Origin of the sequence: Micromonospora sp. NPDC000442 (assembly GCF_042898635.1) — a bacterium.
Taxonomy (GTDB): Bacteria; Actinomycetota; Actinomycetes; order Mycobacteriales; family Micromonosporaceae; genus Micromonospora.
Genome location: NZ_JBIAYZ010000013.1, coordinates 66729 through 80561, shown reverse-complemented (window position 1 = coordinate 80561; position 13833 = coordinate 66729). Strand labels below are relative to the sequence as shown.

At 70.8% G+C, this 13833-nt stretch carries 14 protein-coding genes and 1 tRNA gene; 6 read left to right on the top strand and 9 right to left on the bottom strand.

Translation table 11 applies throughout. The features are described from left to right. Window positions 1-13: 13 nt before the first annotated feature. Both ACFY2A_RS21050 and ACFY2A_RS21045 read right to left on the bottom strand, forming a co-directional pair. The gene (locus ACFY2A_RS21050; protein ID WP_387173956.1) at window positions 14-901 is read right to left on the bottom strand and encodes a transketolase family protein; all 888 of its coding nucleotides are present in this window, start codon (window positions 899-901) and stop codon (window positions 14-16) included. Between the two features lie 2 nt (window positions 902-903). Continuing rightward, on the bottom strand, window positions 904-1629 hold the full coding sequence (locus ACFY2A_RS21045; protein WP_363924821.1) for a transketolase: 726 nt from the start codon (window positions 1627-1629) through the stop codon (window positions 904-906). A 46-nt stretch (window positions 1630-1675) separates the two neighbouring features. Here ACFY2A_RS21045 and soxR point away from each other — a divergent pair, with 46 nt between their 5' ends. Next, entirely contained in the window at window positions 1676-2113 is a 438-nt protein-coding gene (gene soxR, locus ACFY2A_RS21040; protein ID WP_387173849.1) for a redox-sensitive transcriptional activator SoxR, read from the top strand. Between the two features lie 88 nt (window positions 2114-2201). Here soxR and ACFY2A_RS21035 read toward each other — a convergent pair whose 3' ends face one another. After that, window positions 2202-3179: an NAD(P)H-quinone oxidoreductase gene (locus tag ACFY2A_RS21035; RefSeq protein WP_387173847.1), complete on the bottom strand. Its 978-nt coding sequence runs from the start codon at window positions 3177-3179 to the stop codon at window positions 2202-2204. A gap of 149 nt (window positions 3180-3328) precedes the next feature. On the opposite strand from ACFY2A_RS21035, the gene ACFY2A_RS21030 reads away from it, so the two are divergent. After that, window positions 3329-3415: transfer RNA gene (locus ACFY2A_RS21030), tRNA-Ser, on the top strand. 107 nt (window positions 3416-3522) lie between these two features. On the opposite strand, the gene ACFY2A_RS21025 is transcribed toward ACFY2A_RS21030, so the two are convergent. Together ACFY2A_RS21025 and ACFY2A_RS21020 are read right to left on the bottom strand one after the other, a co-directional pair. Further along, the gene (locus tag ACFY2A_RS21025; protein ID WP_204009039.1) at window positions 3523-3753 is read right to left on the bottom strand and encodes a winged helix-turn-helix domain-containing protein; all 231 of its coding nucleotides are present in this window, start codon (window positions 3751-3753) and stop codon (window positions 3523-3525) included. 598 nt (window positions 3754-4351) lie between these two features. After that, window positions 4352-4510, bottom strand: coding sequence for a hypothetical protein (locus ACFY2A_RS21020; protein ID WP_387173844.1), 159 nt, complete (start codon window positions 4508-4510; stop codon window positions 4352-4354). Between the two features lie 149 nt (window positions 4511-4659). On the opposite strand from ACFY2A_RS21020, the gene ACFY2A_RS21015 reads away from it, so the two are divergent. Then, window positions 4660-5193 (top strand): YbhB/YbcL family Raf kinase inhibitor-like protein, encoded by a 534-nt coding sequence (locus tag ACFY2A_RS21015; RefSeq protein WP_387173842.1) that lies wholly within the window; start codon window positions 4660-4662, stop codon window positions 5191-5193. Window positions 5194-5310: 117 nt separating this feature from the next. On the opposite strand, the gene ACFY2A_RS21010 is transcribed toward ACFY2A_RS21015, so the two are convergent. After that, window positions 5311-6021 carry a class I SAM-dependent methyltransferase gene (locus ACFY2A_RS21010; protein ID WP_387173840.1) on the bottom strand — a complete coding sequence of 237 codons (711 nt, stop codon included), beginning with the start codon at window positions 6019-6021 and terminating at the stop codon, window positions 5311-5313. A 363-nt stretch (window positions 6022-6384) separates the two neighbouring features. On the opposite strand from ACFY2A_RS21010, the gene ACFY2A_RS21005 reads away from it, so the two are divergent. Further along, a complete protein-coding gene (locus tag ACFY2A_RS21005) occupies window positions 6385-8052 on the top strand; it encodes a hypothetical protein (protein ID WP_387173954.1) in 1668 nt (555 codons plus the stop codon). Window positions 8053-8064: 12 nt separating this feature from the next. On the opposite strand, the gene ACFY2A_RS21000 is transcribed toward ACFY2A_RS21005, so the two are convergent. Beyond that, complete coding sequence (locus ACFY2A_RS21000; protein ID WP_387173952.1) at window positions 8065-8781, bottom strand: hypothetical protein; 717 nt, start codon at window positions 8779-8781, stop codon at window positions 8065-8067. Window positions 8782-9138: 357 nt separating this feature from the next. Between ACFY2A_RS21000 and ACFY2A_RS20995 the strand changes: the two genes are divergently transcribed. Then, window positions 9139-10653, top strand: coding sequence for a peptide deformylase (locus tag ACFY2A_RS20995; protein WP_363924845.1), 1515 nt, complete (start codon window positions 9139-9141; stop codon window positions 10651-10653). Window positions 10654-10812: 159 nt separating this feature from the next. Here the strand turns inward: ACFY2A_RS20995 and ACFY2A_RS20990 are convergent, their stop codons facing one another. Then, the gene (locus ACFY2A_RS20990; RefSeq protein ID WP_387173838.1) at window positions 10813-11934 is read right to left on the bottom strand and encodes a globin domain-containing protein; all 1122 of its coding nucleotides are present in this window, start codon (window positions 11932-11934) and stop codon (window positions 10813-10815) included. A 153-nt stretch (window positions 11935-12087) separates the two neighbouring features. Between ACFY2A_RS20990 and ACFY2A_RS20985 the strand changes: the two genes are divergently transcribed. After that, window positions 12088-12858, top strand: coding sequence for a CPBP family intramembrane glutamic endopeptidase (locus tag ACFY2A_RS20985; RefSeq protein ID WP_387173836.1), 771 nt, complete (start codon window positions 12088-12090; stop codon window positions 12856-12858). 216 nt (window positions 12859-13074) lie between these two features. On the opposite strand, the gene ACFY2A_RS20980 is transcribed toward ACFY2A_RS20985, so the two are convergent. Continuing rightward, complete coding sequence (locus ACFY2A_RS20980; protein WP_387173834.1) at window positions 13075-13800, bottom strand: hypothetical protein; 726 nt, start codon at window positions 13798-13800, stop codon at window positions 13075-13077. Window positions 13801-13833: the final 33 nt, after the last annotated feature.

Here is a 13833-nt window from a genome sequence, read left to right as displayed (position 1 = left end):
AACCGGCGAGCGATCAGACCAGCGCCGGAGACAGGAACTCGGTGATCGAGTGGCGTAGTCCGGCCGCGTCCAGCCCGTGCCACCGCGCGTGGTCCGCCGCCGAACCGTACCGGCGCAGCTCCTCGCGACGGACCCCGAGCGCCAACAACCGGTGCGGCCGGTCGGTCAGCGCGGCCGAGACCAGCCGGGCCGAGGTGCCCGCCAGGTACGGCTCGACCAGGATCACCTCACTGTCCACGAGCGCCCGCAGGCCGGTGGTGTCGAACGGGCGTGGCCGGTGGGTGTACGCCACGGTGACCGGCAGGTCCGAGGTCGCGTCGAGGACCGCGTCCACCGTGGGACCGACCGCGACCAGCAGCGCCGCCCCCGGTCCGGCGTCCCGGAGTACCCGCAGACCGCCCGCCTCCGGGTACGCCTGCGCGTTGCTCTGGATGGAGAGCCGCACGTATGCCGAGTCCCGGCCGCAGACCACGTCGCGCAGCAGCCCGGGGATCTCGTCCCGATGGCCGGGTACGTGCACCGTCCAGTCCTGCAGGGTGTCGATCAGTGCGACGTCCGCCGGGCCGAGGTGGGTGCGGCCCGCTGCCGCGCGGTCGTACGACGCCCCGACGCTTACCAGCACCGCTCCCACCCCTTGGTGGTCGAGGTCCAGCTTGATCTGCTCGTACGTCCGCTCGACGAGGAACGGCGCATAGCTGTGCACGATGGGGCGCAGCCCGGTCAGTGCCAGGCCCCCGGCCACCCCCAACATGAGCTGCTCCCGGATACCGACGTTGAGCACCCGGTCGGGATGCCGGGCAGCGGCCGGAGCGAACGCCGCGGCGGAGATGTCGGCCAGCACGACGACGGTCCGTGGGTCGCCCAGGAACGCGGTCGTGGTGGCCACGAAGGTGTCCCGCACGATCACTCACCGTCCCTGATGAGCGCGACGACGGCGTGCGGCCGGTGGCCGTGGTGTCCGGTCAGTGCCGGGTGGAGGGCGTCCCGGTCCCGCCCGTCGACCGTCGCGGCGGTCCACCCGTTGACGGTGAACCGGGTGGCCACTCCGCCCGGCCAGCCGTGGGTGGCGGAGGAGTTGTCCACCACGATCGCGGTCAGGTTGCCCAGGCCGACCGCTCCGGCGTACGCGATCGCCTCGTGGTTGGAGCCCTCGTCCAGTTCGGCGTCGCCGAGCAGCACGTACACCCGTGGTTCGTGCCGGCCCTGGGCACGTAGCCCGAGTGCGGTGCCGACGCCCAGCCCCAGGCCGTGCCCGAGCGAGCCGGAGCCGATCTCCACGCCGGGGATCAGGGTGCGGTCCGGGTGGTCGCCGAGTCGACTCCCCGGCCCGCCCTGGTCGTCCAGCCAGTCGGGCGGGATGAAGCCCTTCGCGGCGAGCAGCGCGTAGTAGCCGGCCACTGCGTGGCCCTTGGAGAGCAGGAAGCGGTCGCGGTCGGGGTCGTCGACGGTCTCCGGGGTGATCCGCAGCACCCGGTCGTAGAGCACCTGAAGCACGTCGAGGGTCGACAGGACGTTCGCACCGAACTGCCGACCGGCGCGAACGCGCTCCAGCAGCGGTGCGACCGGATCGCGCCCGTCGAGCGGCGCGGCGGCCTCGGCGACCCGGGCCGTGGTGGCGAGTGTGGTCATACGGATAGCCTGCAAGTTGAAGCGAGGTTCAACTCAAGGCGACGTGATGCAGGAAGCATTGACCATCGGCCAACTCTCCGCCCGCAGCGGGGTGGCGCAGTCCGCCCTGCGCTACTACGAGCGGCTGGGGCTCATCCGGGCCGAGCGGACGAGCGGCAACCAGCGCCGCTACCACCGCGGCGAGCTGCGGCGGGTGGCGTTCATCCGGATCGCCCAGCAGGTCGGCATCTCGCTGGAGGAGATCCGTGCCGCGCTCGACTCGCTGCCCGCCGCCCGTACCCCCACCGCCGAGGACTGGGCCGAGCTCTCGACGACCTGGCGTGCTCGACTGGACGAGAAGATCCGGCTGATGAGCCGGCTCCGCGACGACCTGGACGCCTGCATCGGCTGCGGCTGCCTCTCGCTGCGCCGCTGCACCCTCTACAACCCGGAGGACAACCTGGGCGGTGAGGGCCCCGGAGCCCGCCTCGTGCTGCCCGGCTAGCTTCCCGCCCTGTTGCCCGGTTGCCCGGTTGCCCGGTTGCCCGGTTGCCTGGCTGCCCGGCTGCCGGTGGCGGGTATGTCGCCGGGGCTCAGCCGACGGTGAGCAGCACCTTGCCGACGTGCTCGTTCGACTCCACGAGCCGATGCGCCTGCGCCGCATCGGTGATCGGCAGCCGTCGGTCGATCACCGGACGCACCCGGCCCGCCTCGACAAGCGGCCAGACCTGCTCGCGTACCCCGCGTACGATCGCCGCCTTCTGCTCCAGCGGCCGGGAGCGCAGCGCGGTGGCCGCGACCGTGCCGCGCTTGGCCAACAGCGCACCCAGGTCCAACTCACCCTTACGACCGCCCTGCATGCCGATCACCACAAGCCGACCGTCGGCGGCCAGGGCGGCCACGTTCCGGCCCAGGTACGACGCGCCCATGATGTCCAGGACGACGTCTGCGCCCCGGCCGTCGGTGGCCCGACGGATCTCCTCGACGAAATCCTGCTCCCGGTAGTCGACAAGCAGATCGGCGCCCAACTCGCGCAGCCGCTCGTGCTTGCTGGCCCGGGCGGTCGCCACCACTGTCGCGCCGAGCGCCGCAGCGAGCTGGATCGCGAACGTGCCGATTCCGCTGCCACCGCCGTGCACCAGCAACGTCTCTCCCGCCGCCAGGCGGGCCACCTGCACCACGTTCGACCACACCGTGCACGCCACCTCCGGCAACCCGGCGGCGTCGACCAGGTCGACGCCGGCCGGCACCGGCAGCAACTGCCCGGCGGGCACGGCCACCCGTTCGGCGTACCCGCCGCCGACCAGCAGCGCGCAGACCTGGTCACCCACCCGCACGCCGACCACGTCGGGGCCCGTCGCGCTCACCACCCCGGAGCATTCCAACCCGGGGTACGCGGGCGCGCCCGGCGGGGGCGGGTAGTGCCCCTGCCGCTGCAACAGGTCGGCCCGATTCACCGCGGTGGCCCGTACGTCCACGACGACCTCACCCGGACCCGGCCGCGGGTCCGGCACCTCGCTCCAGGCCAGTACGTCGGGTCCGCCGGGCTCCGCAATGGTGATCGCTCGCATGGCCCAGTCTTACCCGATCCCGGGCCGGCTCCACGTCGGTGCCCCGGGTCACCACCCAGCGTCAGTGGTCCCGGGGCACCGGGTAGCTCGGCCGTTCACCGATGTACGCGGCGTGGCAGACTAGGCACGGCCGCGCACCGCGTGGTCCGGGAGGGTTCGCCTAGTGGCCGATGGCGCTGGTCTTGAAAACCGGTAAGGCAGCGATGTCTTCGTGGGTTCGAATCCCACACCCTCCGCGCGTACTGGAAGCGCACTTCTGGCCGATTGCTATGTCTGTCCGGGGTGCCGGCCTTGAGGGCCGATCCTGTCGCTGGGAGCGGCAAGCGGGGCAAGTTCGGCGCCCTCACTGCGGCGGAGACGCCACGAAGGATCCCTTGCCCTGATGGGTCTCGATCAGGCCGCGTTCGCCGAGGATCCGTAGGGCGAATTTGATCATAGTGTTGGAGATGCCGTACTGGACGGTGAGCTGGGCGATCGACGGCAGCTTGTCGCCGGGCTTGAGCGTCCCGGCCTGGATTGAAGTGGTGATGTCGTCCACGACCTGTTCGTACAGCGGCTTGCGGCGGTGGTTCATGGCGGGCCACCTCTCGTCGGCCCTTTCAGGTTGCCAGCCCGACACTCGCACTGTGTCGGCTGTGTTGACTGAGGTTGCTGAGTACCTAAGTTTGCTCTATCGGGGCCACTCGTCGGCTAGCGAGGCCCCGGACGGTGCGGAGGTGGTCCCCCTTCCCGTCTCCGCACCGGCACCCCCTCCTGCCGCCGAGGAGGCACCGATGCAAAACGAGCGCGGACCCGACGGTACGCATCCGATCCACGGCGGCCGGCCGCCTATCCCGGACGGCGATCCGCTACCCGATGCCAGCCCCATCTCAACCCATCGTCCGCAGGCAACTGGTTGTCGGCTGGATCGCCGCCGGCATCGTTCTGGTCCTACTGGTGGCCGGGATCGCTGGGTGTATCCCGTGACATCCAGGTACGACGAGGCCGGGATGCGGGAGGTGGCACTGGCGGCGGGCGTCGTCCTGAGCCGGCATCGCGACGGTCAGTGCGAGGTGTGCGGGCCGGCCGGATGCCCGGATCTGGAGTGGGCAGGGCCGGTGGTGGACGCGTGGGAGCGGGAGTGGGCGAGGGTCGCCCACGACGCGGCGCGGTCGATGTGCACGCCACCCGCCTCAGGTGTTCTCCGGGGGGCGTTTCCGCTGCTCCTCGCGGATCTTCTCGTCGGCGAGCCGGTCCAGTGCCCGGCGGCGTTCGTCGCTGAGGGCCGCCTCGTCACGGCGACGCACGGCATCGATGACGGCGGTGATGAAGTCACGCCAGACCCCGGCCAAGAGACTCCTTCGCTAGATGTTGCAGGGTGACAACCGCTGTGAGGTGCTCTCGGTTACGGCGGACTTGGGGCCGGTTCTGTCGAATGTCAGCGCGTCACAGGGTATGAAAGGGGCGCAGAACACCACTTCCACCGGAAGGACCTGTGTCGATGACCCTGGAACGTCCCATCGCTCCGGACCCGTACGAGCTGCTGCCGACCGTCGCCTCCTTCACGCTGACCAGTGACGATGTACAGAACGGTGAGCCGATGGACGCCGCTCACGCGCACGGCAGCACCGGTGGCGACAACGTCTCGCCGCATCTGGCCTGGTCGGGCTTCCCGGCGGAGACCAAGGGTTTCGTGGTGACCTGTTTCGACCCGGACGCACCGACCGGCAGTGGTTTCTGGCACTGGGTGCTTGTCAACCTGCCGGCCGATGTGACGGAGTTGCCGCGCGGCGCGACCGAGAACGATCTGAAGGGCGCGTTCACCGTACGCAACGACTACGGGGAGCACGGCTTCGGCGGCGCCGCGCCGCCGCCCGGTGACCGTCCGCACCGGTACGTCTTCGCGGTGCACGCCCTCGACGTCGAACGTCTCGACGTCACACCGGAGGCGACCCCCGCCTACGTCGGCTTCAACCTGGCCTTCCACACCCTGGCCCGAGCCACCACCCGCCCCACCTACCAGATCACCGGCTGACCCACCCCGGTCCCGGCCCCCATCCTCGGTCGATCATGAGGTTAGCGGCGGACTCGATCTTCAAAAGTGCCGCTAACCTCATGATCAACGGGGCGGGTTCGGGGGTGGGGAGCGGGTTCAGGCGGGGGTGCGGGCTACGGCGAAGACGGACTGGCCGAAGGGCGGGCGGACGAGCTGCTCGGCGGCCTTGGTGGCGGGGAGGACCAGGGTGTCGTAGACCTTCACCATCGGGCCCTCCTTCGGCATCAGGCGGAAGACCTTGGTGGCCATGAAGTAGCCGATCAGGCCGAGCGCGTTCGCGTAGTGGATCTTCTCCACCCGCAGGCCCGCCTCGGTCATCGCGTCGGCGAGGGTCTTCTTCGTGTACCGCCGGACGTGGCCGGTGGCGATGTCCGCCGGGCTCATCGCGAACTGGAACGCCGGCACGATGATGACGACGGCTCCGCCGGGCCGGACCAACTGGCCCATGCTGCGCAGCGCTCCGATGTGGTCCTCGATGTGCTCCAGCACGTTGTACGAGACCGCGGCGCTGTAGTCACCCCGCTCCGGGTTGGGCAGCAGCATCTGGCGTACCTCGATCGAGGGCCGGTCGGCGAGGCGCTCCTTGAGGGCGATGAGGCGGTCCGGGTCGGCCTCGGTGGCGGTGAACCGGGGGAAGTTCTCGCTCCACTCCAGGGCGTAGTCGCCGAGGCCGCTACCGATCTCGATGGGGTTGTCACCCAGGTAGGGCACGGCCAGCTCGACGAACCAGCGCCGGTGATTGACCGCCGTGGCGAGGCCCTCCAGGACCTCGGACTGCACGCGCTGATCCCCAGTGATTTCTGCCATGCGTCGATTCCTCACGATACGACTCGACCCGCGCCGGGACCGACTGAGTGAACCATCCGCCCGGACGGCGGGGATATCGGGGCCCGCGATAGCCGATTAACGGTCGGGGTAGGTGCACGATCGGTGGTGGCCAGCGAACTCGACCGATACTACGCCAGTGGCCGGAACCCCGCACGCTGGCGACATTGGCCGACTACGCTCCGAATTGTTATGACTACTCCCGATTCGGGCCGACCTGACGCGCAGTCCGAGGCGGGGAGTGCTGCGGGCCGACCGGGGCGCGTGTCCGGCGGGCGTGGCTGGTGGAAGGACGCCGTGGCGGTGGCGAGCTTCGCCGCATTCGGCTTCTGGATCACCGCCAGGATGTGGCTCAATCCCGACGACGGCATTCGGGACAATCCGACCGACATGGCGCAGTTCGAATGGATGCTCGCGCACGGTGCTCGGGTTGTCACGGAATTCGCCTACCCGTTCTCGTCGGACCGGATGAATGTGCCGGAATCGGTCAATCTGATGGCGAATACGTCGGTTCTGTCCGTCTCGCTGCCGATGACACCGATAACAGTGCTGTTCGGCACCCGTGCCGCGTTCCTGCTCTTTCTCACCCTCGGCATGATCGCCACTGCCACCGCCTGGTATTTCCTGCTCTCCCGCGTGGTGGTGCCCGGTTCGCGCTGGCCGGCCTGGCTGGGCGCGACGTTCTGCGCGTACGCGCCAGCCATGGTCTCCCACGCCAACGCGCATCCGAACATCGTGTCGCAGTACGTGGTGCCGCTGATCATCTGGCGTACCCTGCGGCTCGCCGAACCCGGGCGTTGGCTGCGCAACGGTCTGCTGCTGGCCCTGGTGATCGTCTGGCAGGCGTTCCTGAACCTGGAGATCCTGCTGATGACCGCGATCGGCCTCGCCGTGGTGATCGTCGCGATGGTGATCGGTCGGCCCGAGCTGCGGGCCGGGGTCCGGCCGTTCTCCGCCGGGCTCGGCATCGCCGCCTTCGTCTCCGCCGTGCTGCTGGCCTACCCGCTGTACGTGCAGTTCTTCGGTCCCGGCGCCTACCACGGGCTGCCTCGGCTGATCCGCGGCTACTCCACGGACCTGGCCTCGTTCTTCGCCTACTCCCGCGAGTCGTTGGCCGGTGACGCCCGCGGCGCCGCCGGACTGGCCAAGAACCCGACCGAGGAGAACGCCTTCTTCGGCTGGCCGCTGGTGATCCTCGTGATGGCGCTGGTGTGGTGGCTGCGGCGCAACGCCGTGGTGATCGGCCTGGCCGTCCTCGGGCTGCTCTTCGCGGTGCTCTCGCTCGGCCGGGAGATCCGCTTCGACCGCCGCGGAACCGGCGTACCCGGGCCGTGGGCGCTGCTGGAGGACCTGCCGGTGCTGCACTCGGTGGTGCCGACCCGCTGGGCGCTGGCCATCACCCCGATCATCGGGCTGATTCTGGCGTACGGCGCGGAGAAGGTCCGCGAGTTGGCGGCCCGGCATCCGGACCGCCGGTCGCAGATCCGCTTCGCCGCGGTGACCGGGCTGGCGATGGCGCTGGTACCGGTGCTGCCCACGCCGCTGCCGACGAAACAGCTCGAACCGGTCCCCGAGTTCGTCACCTCCGGCGCCTGGCGTCCCTACCTGGCCGGCGGGCGCAGCGTGGTGACCCTGCCGCTGCCCGACACCGAGTACGCCGAACCGCTGCGCTGGTCCGCCCGTACCCGGCAGGAGATGCCGATCGCCCGTGGCTACTTCCTCGGCCCGGACACCCGGCCGGGCCGGGACCGGGTCGCCCTGTTCTCCGCGCCCCCTCGGCCCACCAGCAACTTCTTCGGCACCATCCGGCGCACCGGTGAGGTGCCGCCGATCAGCGAGCGGACCCGCCGGGAGGCGGTGGAGGACCTGCGGTACTGGCGGGCCGGCGTGGTGATCCTCGGGCCGCACGAGCACGCCGACGCGTTGCGTACGGGGATGACCGAGCTGACCGGCATCGAGCCCGGGTACGCCGGCGGCGTCTGGATCTGGGATGTGCGCCCGCTGACAGGATGAGCGACGGGCAGCTCAACTGCGGATGCAGCAGCCCTGGCAGACTTTCGGCTTGGGCAGGGTGAAGGCCAGGCAGCAGGTGCGGCGCTGGACGATCGGCTCGCCGTTCGGCCCGGGCACCAGCTCCACCAGGTCGGCCAGGCCGAGCGCGTCGAGCAGTGTGTCGATCGCCCCGACCGTGGAACCGGGCAAGCCGTCGGCGGCACGGAGCAGCCCGTGGGCGATGCCGGAGGCCACCGAGCCGAGGAGGGTACGCGCACCGATCCGGACCTCGCCCTGGATCGCGGAGACCACCGGCGACAGGTGCCCGTCCAGGAGCGTGGCGCGCAGTGCGGCGAGCAGCTCCCGCTCGTCGGCCACCACTCGGACCTGGGGCAGCCCGGCGAGCGCCAGCGGATCGTTGGGCAGCACCGCGACCGGGATCGACTCGCGTAGTCCGACGGTCACCAGGGCGCGTCGGTCGGCGAAGTGGATCAGCGTCTCGGTGTGGTCGAGCAACGGCACCCGCCGAGCGGCGGCCCAGCCGAGCGCCACCGGCAGCGCCGCCCAGTAGCTGTACGCCTTCCAGGCGAGCGCGGCGGAGGCATGTGGGGTGCCACCCCAGAGCCGGGCGGCCGAGTCGAGCAGTTCCGGCAGTCGCGTACCGGTCAGGGTGGTCGCCGGGGCCCAACCGGCCTCGTCGACGACCAGCAGGCCCGCCGCCAGCCCGGGGAGATCGTCGGTGCCGAACATGGCCCGCAGGGTCGCGGTGACCGGGGCCAGGGGTGTGGTGGCCGGGTCCTGGAGGGGCAGCACCGCTGTCACCTGATCCACCCCCGCGTCACCTGACCCACCCGATCCCGAAGCTTCCATGGCTTGCACTAAGGCTAGCCTAACCACACTTTGGGCGCAGCGGAACCCGACGGTGGGATGAGGTGGGCGACCCGGGTCACGGGCAGCATGAAAACTACGCACGGTGTCGACCTGGGGACTCGGGGCAGTATCGGTATGAATCACTCAACAGTCAAGGTTCCTGTCGACTAGGTGCCAGATGTGTGTGCGGCCGGCGACTCAACGTGAAACTTGGTACTCCCGGCCACGAGGAAGCTGATGACGACCTCACCGCTCGATCGGGCTGCCGACTCCTTCGCCGCCGAACTCGCCCGGCACCGGACGGAGCGGGGGCTGTCCAAGAAACAACTCGCCACCCTGATGGGATTCGACCCCTCGTACGTCAGTCACGTCGAGGGACGCCGGCACCGACCGACGGAGGACTTCGCCCGCCGCGCCGAGGCCGTCCTGGAGGCCAGCGGCGCGATCTGGCAGCGCTTCCGGGAGTACGACGACCTTCGCCACGCCCGCAGCGAACGCAGCCACCGGGAAGCCAGCCTGCCCGGCCAGTGGATGCCCCCCGGCACCGGTCTGATCGTCGAACGCGAAACAGCCGTCCTCACCCACACCGACGACGCCTACCGCTGCGTGATCCGCCGTGAGCTGTACAACGCCGGTGTCGAGCCGGTCACCCGTTATCTGATCCGCGTCGCCGTGGACCGTTACCCCAGCGATCCGGGCCGTTCCAACCGCCACCACCGGGAACACCCGCTCAGCTTCGCCGAGCTGCAACTGGTCGCGTGCCGCGAGGAGTCCGGCGAGCGCGAGGCCATGCACTGGCGTGCCAAGCACGACCGGGACGCGTTCAAGGAGATCTGGCTGCTCTTCGAGAACGGCGAACGCCGCTTCCCGCTCTACCCCGGCCGCCGCGCCACCATCGAGTACGCGTACACCGTCGGGCAGGACAAGTGGGGGCCGTGGTTCCAGCGCGCGGTGCGCGTACCGACCCGGCACCTCGCCGTACGCCTGGACCTGCCGGTGGCACTGGATCCACAGGTCTGGGGCGCGGAGACCTCGCTCTCGGCGGAGGAGGGCCCGCTGCGGACGGCGGTGACCCGTAGCGACGAGGGTGATCGGGCGATCTTCGACTGGGCGACCGACGAGCCGCCGCTTAACGCCCGGTACCGGTTGCAGTGGCGATTCCGGACGCAACCGGAGCCCGACGCCGACAGTGGCCGTGTCCGACCGTCGGACCGGATGCGTGGGCTCGGCATCGTGCAGCGCGGCGCCGACCTGCTGCGGCAGCCGGCTCGCCCGTTCGACCTGCCACGCGAGGAACCGGTCGCCCGGGAGGTCGTCGACCGGCTGGTCACCGCGCTGGCCCGGCTGGACGAACTGCACCCCTTCACCAAGGGGGTGGGGATCGCCGCCCCGCAGCTCGACATCGACCGGGCTGCCGCGGTGGTCCGCCCGCCGGACCGCACCGCCGAACCGGTCGTACTGCTCAACCCCCGGGTGGTCGACGCGGCGCCACACACCGACGAGCAGTACGAGGGGTGCCTCTCCTTCTTCGACCATCGCGGTCTGGTGCCGCGACCGCTGCGACTGGACGTCGAACACGCGCAGTTCGACGGTGGTCGGATCATCACGTCCTTCGAGTTCGGCATGGCGCGGCTGGTCGCGCACGAGATCGACCACCTGGAAGGCCGGCTCTACGTCGACCGGATGGCACCCGGAGTGCCGCTGGTGCCAATCGAGGAGTACCGCGAATCCGGCCACCCGTGGCGCTACTGACCGGGCTCGACGCCGGTGCGCGACCCCGCCCGCCCGGGTGGGAACGACGGCCGGACGGGCGAGGTGGCGCGGGGCGGTGCCGGGCCGCCCGATCGGGGGGACCGGGGCGCGTGCCCCAGGGGGCAGGGGCACGCGCCCCGGTTCGGGGGGAACAAAGCTCTACAGGTTGCCGAACGTGTCGTACCGGGTCCGCTGCGGCGGTACGTCGTCGGCGGCGAGCACTCGGAGCGTGGCGCGCACCATCGATGCCGATCCGGAGACGAAGCAGTCGTGCGTCGTCCATGGCCCGTACCGGGCCACCACGTCGGAGATGTCGCCCTGCTCGCCGTCGAAGTCCGGGTCGTCGCTGCAGGCCGGAGTCACCGAGAGCCACGGGTGGGCGGCGACCAGCTCCCGCAGCCGGTCCAGACCGTAGAGGTCCGCCTCGGTCCGGGCGCCGTAGAAGACGTGCACCCAGCGGGCCCGGTTGTAACCGGCCAACTCCTCGACGAGCGCCTTGATCGGGGCGAGCCCGACGCCACCGGCGACGCAGAGAATGTCCCGCTCCGAGGAGCGGTCCACCGTCATCGAACCCATCGGCGCGGCCACCCGAAGCAGGTCGCCCGGCCCGGTCCGGCGGACCAACGCGCCGGAGACCCAACCGGCGGCGTCGGCCGGCGTACGGATGTGGAACTCCAGCACGTTGTCGTCGTTCGGCGCGTTGGCGATCGAGTACGTCCGCCACACCCGGGGGTGGTGACGCGGCGCCTCCACGCTTACGTACTGACCCGCCTTCCAGGTCAGCGGGTGTTGCAGCGCGCGGCAGGTGAGGACGGCCGTGTCCGGGCCGTACCGCTTGTGGGTCAGCACCTCGGCGTGCCAGAACGGCGGGTCGTTGTCCGCCGCCGCCCCGGCGAGCATCCTCTCGGCGATCGCCGCGTACGCGTCCCGCCACGCCTGGTCGTACTCCAGGTTCCAGCCGTCGCCGGCAGTGCTGCGTAACGCGTCCAACAGCGCCACGCCCATCGTGTCGTAGTGGGCCGCCTCGACGTGGTACTTGCGGTGGTCCCGGCCGAGCGCACGGAGGAACTCGTCGAAGCCCTCCGGATCGTCCACCGTGTGGATCGCCGCGATGATCGCTTCGAGCAGCCGGTCACCCTGGCCGGTCATCTGCACCGGGAAGAGCTTGCGCAACTCGGGGTCGAGGAGGAATAGCCGGGCGTAGAAGTGACCGCTCAGCCGGACCCGGTCCTCCTCGACCAGGGTCCAGCTCTCCTTCAGCAGCCGCGCGAAGTTGTCCACCGGGGGCGCTCCTTCTTCTGACGGCGGATCGGGCCCAGACAGAATCTCCACGGAGCGTGTATGAAGGTCGCACAGAATGTGCGATCGCATCGTGAGGGCTGCTCGCCGGAGGGCGGATGCCACCAGGGGCGTCCGGTCGGGCAGAGTGGTCCGGTGACAGTTGAGCTCACCCGTCCGGTGTCCCGCCGGACGCTCGGCACCGAGACGATGCTGGTACTCGGCCTCTCACTCGGCCAGTCGGCCGTCTACGCCACTGTGTCGATCATCGCGAAGTTGACCGCGGAGGGTGGCCTGTCGCGGCAGACCGCCGCGTTGAACACCTCCGCATCGGCCCGTCCCTACCTGGACCTGACGTACCAGCTGCTCGGCATCGTCTTCGCGCTGCTGCCGGTGCTGCTCGCCGTACACCTGCTGGCGCGGGACCCCGACGATCCGGTGCGGACCCTCGGCCTGGACGCCGGACGGCCCGGGTCCGACCTGGCCCGGGGCGCCGGGCTGGCGGCGCTGATCGGACTCCCCGGCCTGGCACTGTTCTGGGCGGCGGCCCAGCTCGGCATCAACGCCACCCTGGTGCCGGCGGCCCTGCCCGACCTGTGGTGGACGGTGCCGGTGCTGATCCTCGCCGCGTTCCAGAACAGCATCCTGGAGGAGGTGATCGTGGTCGGCTACCTGATGACCCGGCTGCGCCAGCTCCAGTGGCGGGTCGGCGCGATCATCGCCACCAGCGCGCTACTGCGCGCCTCGTACCACCTCTACCAGGGGTTCGGCGCGTTCATCGGCAACGCGGTGATGGGGGTCGTGTTCAGCCTCTTCTACCTGCGTACCCGCCGGGTGATGCCACTGATCGTGGCCCACGCCCTGCTCGACATAGTCGCCTTCCTCGGTTACGCCCTGCTACCCCGAGAATGGTTCACCTGGCTCTGACCGGCCCCTGGCCGCCCGCGCTTCGCCGCAGCTCCCGGCACCCTCGGTCCCGCCAGCCCCCCGTGCAGCCCCTCGTGCAGCCCTCGGCAGCCCTCGTGCGGCCCCTCGTAGTCGATCAAGAGGTTTGCGTCTGCCCGACCGGCGTGTCGTGACGAAAGCTCCTTGGTCAACCGGCTCTCGTCGGCGGCTCACGGCTCACGGCTCACGGGCAGTCGGTCAGTGGGCTGAGGTGGGCGTTTCGCTGACGGGGCGGCGGGGTGGGCGGTAGAGGGTGGCGGCTCGGGCGGCCAGGCGTTCGGCCCCCGCCGAGTTGCCGGCCGCCGCGGTCAACGCCGCCGTACCCGGCAGCAGCCGGGAGACCAGCCGCAGCGCCAGCCAACCACCCGCCTGAGCAGCCAGCGGGGCCGCCAGTCGCCAGGCCGCCTCGACCGCCCGGAGTCCGGGCTCCTCCTCCGGTCCCTGCGCCGCCCGTGCCGCCGCCACCGCCGACCCCGCGCTCGCCACGTCCGGGTGCACCTGGGTCAGCGTCAGCAACTCCGCCGCCCGATCCGGATGCGCCGGATCGTGGCCGTACGCCGCCGCCAGGTGCAGCACCAGGTTCGCCTGCGACCAGAGCACCGCTGCCAGTTCGATCACCGGCGCGAAGATCCCGGTCAACGCGGCCGTCGCCCCACCGACGCCGGCCTGCCGGACGAAGCGCCGGGTGGCCAGCCGGGCCAGCCCGTCCGCACCCGCCCCCGGGTACAACTCCCGCAGCCGCCGGACCCATGCGGCCGCACCGGGTCCGAGGACCTCCACCGCGGTCAGGGCCAGCAGCTCCGGAGCGAAGCCCGGGTGGTCGACCACCCGCGCCACGAGCACCCCCAGCTCCGATTCGGGCGTACGCCCCGAAATGCCGCGCCCGGTGCCGTCGCTGAGCGGTACGGCCCCGGCCGCAGGCACCACGACGACACTGCCCGGCACTCCGGACCCGGG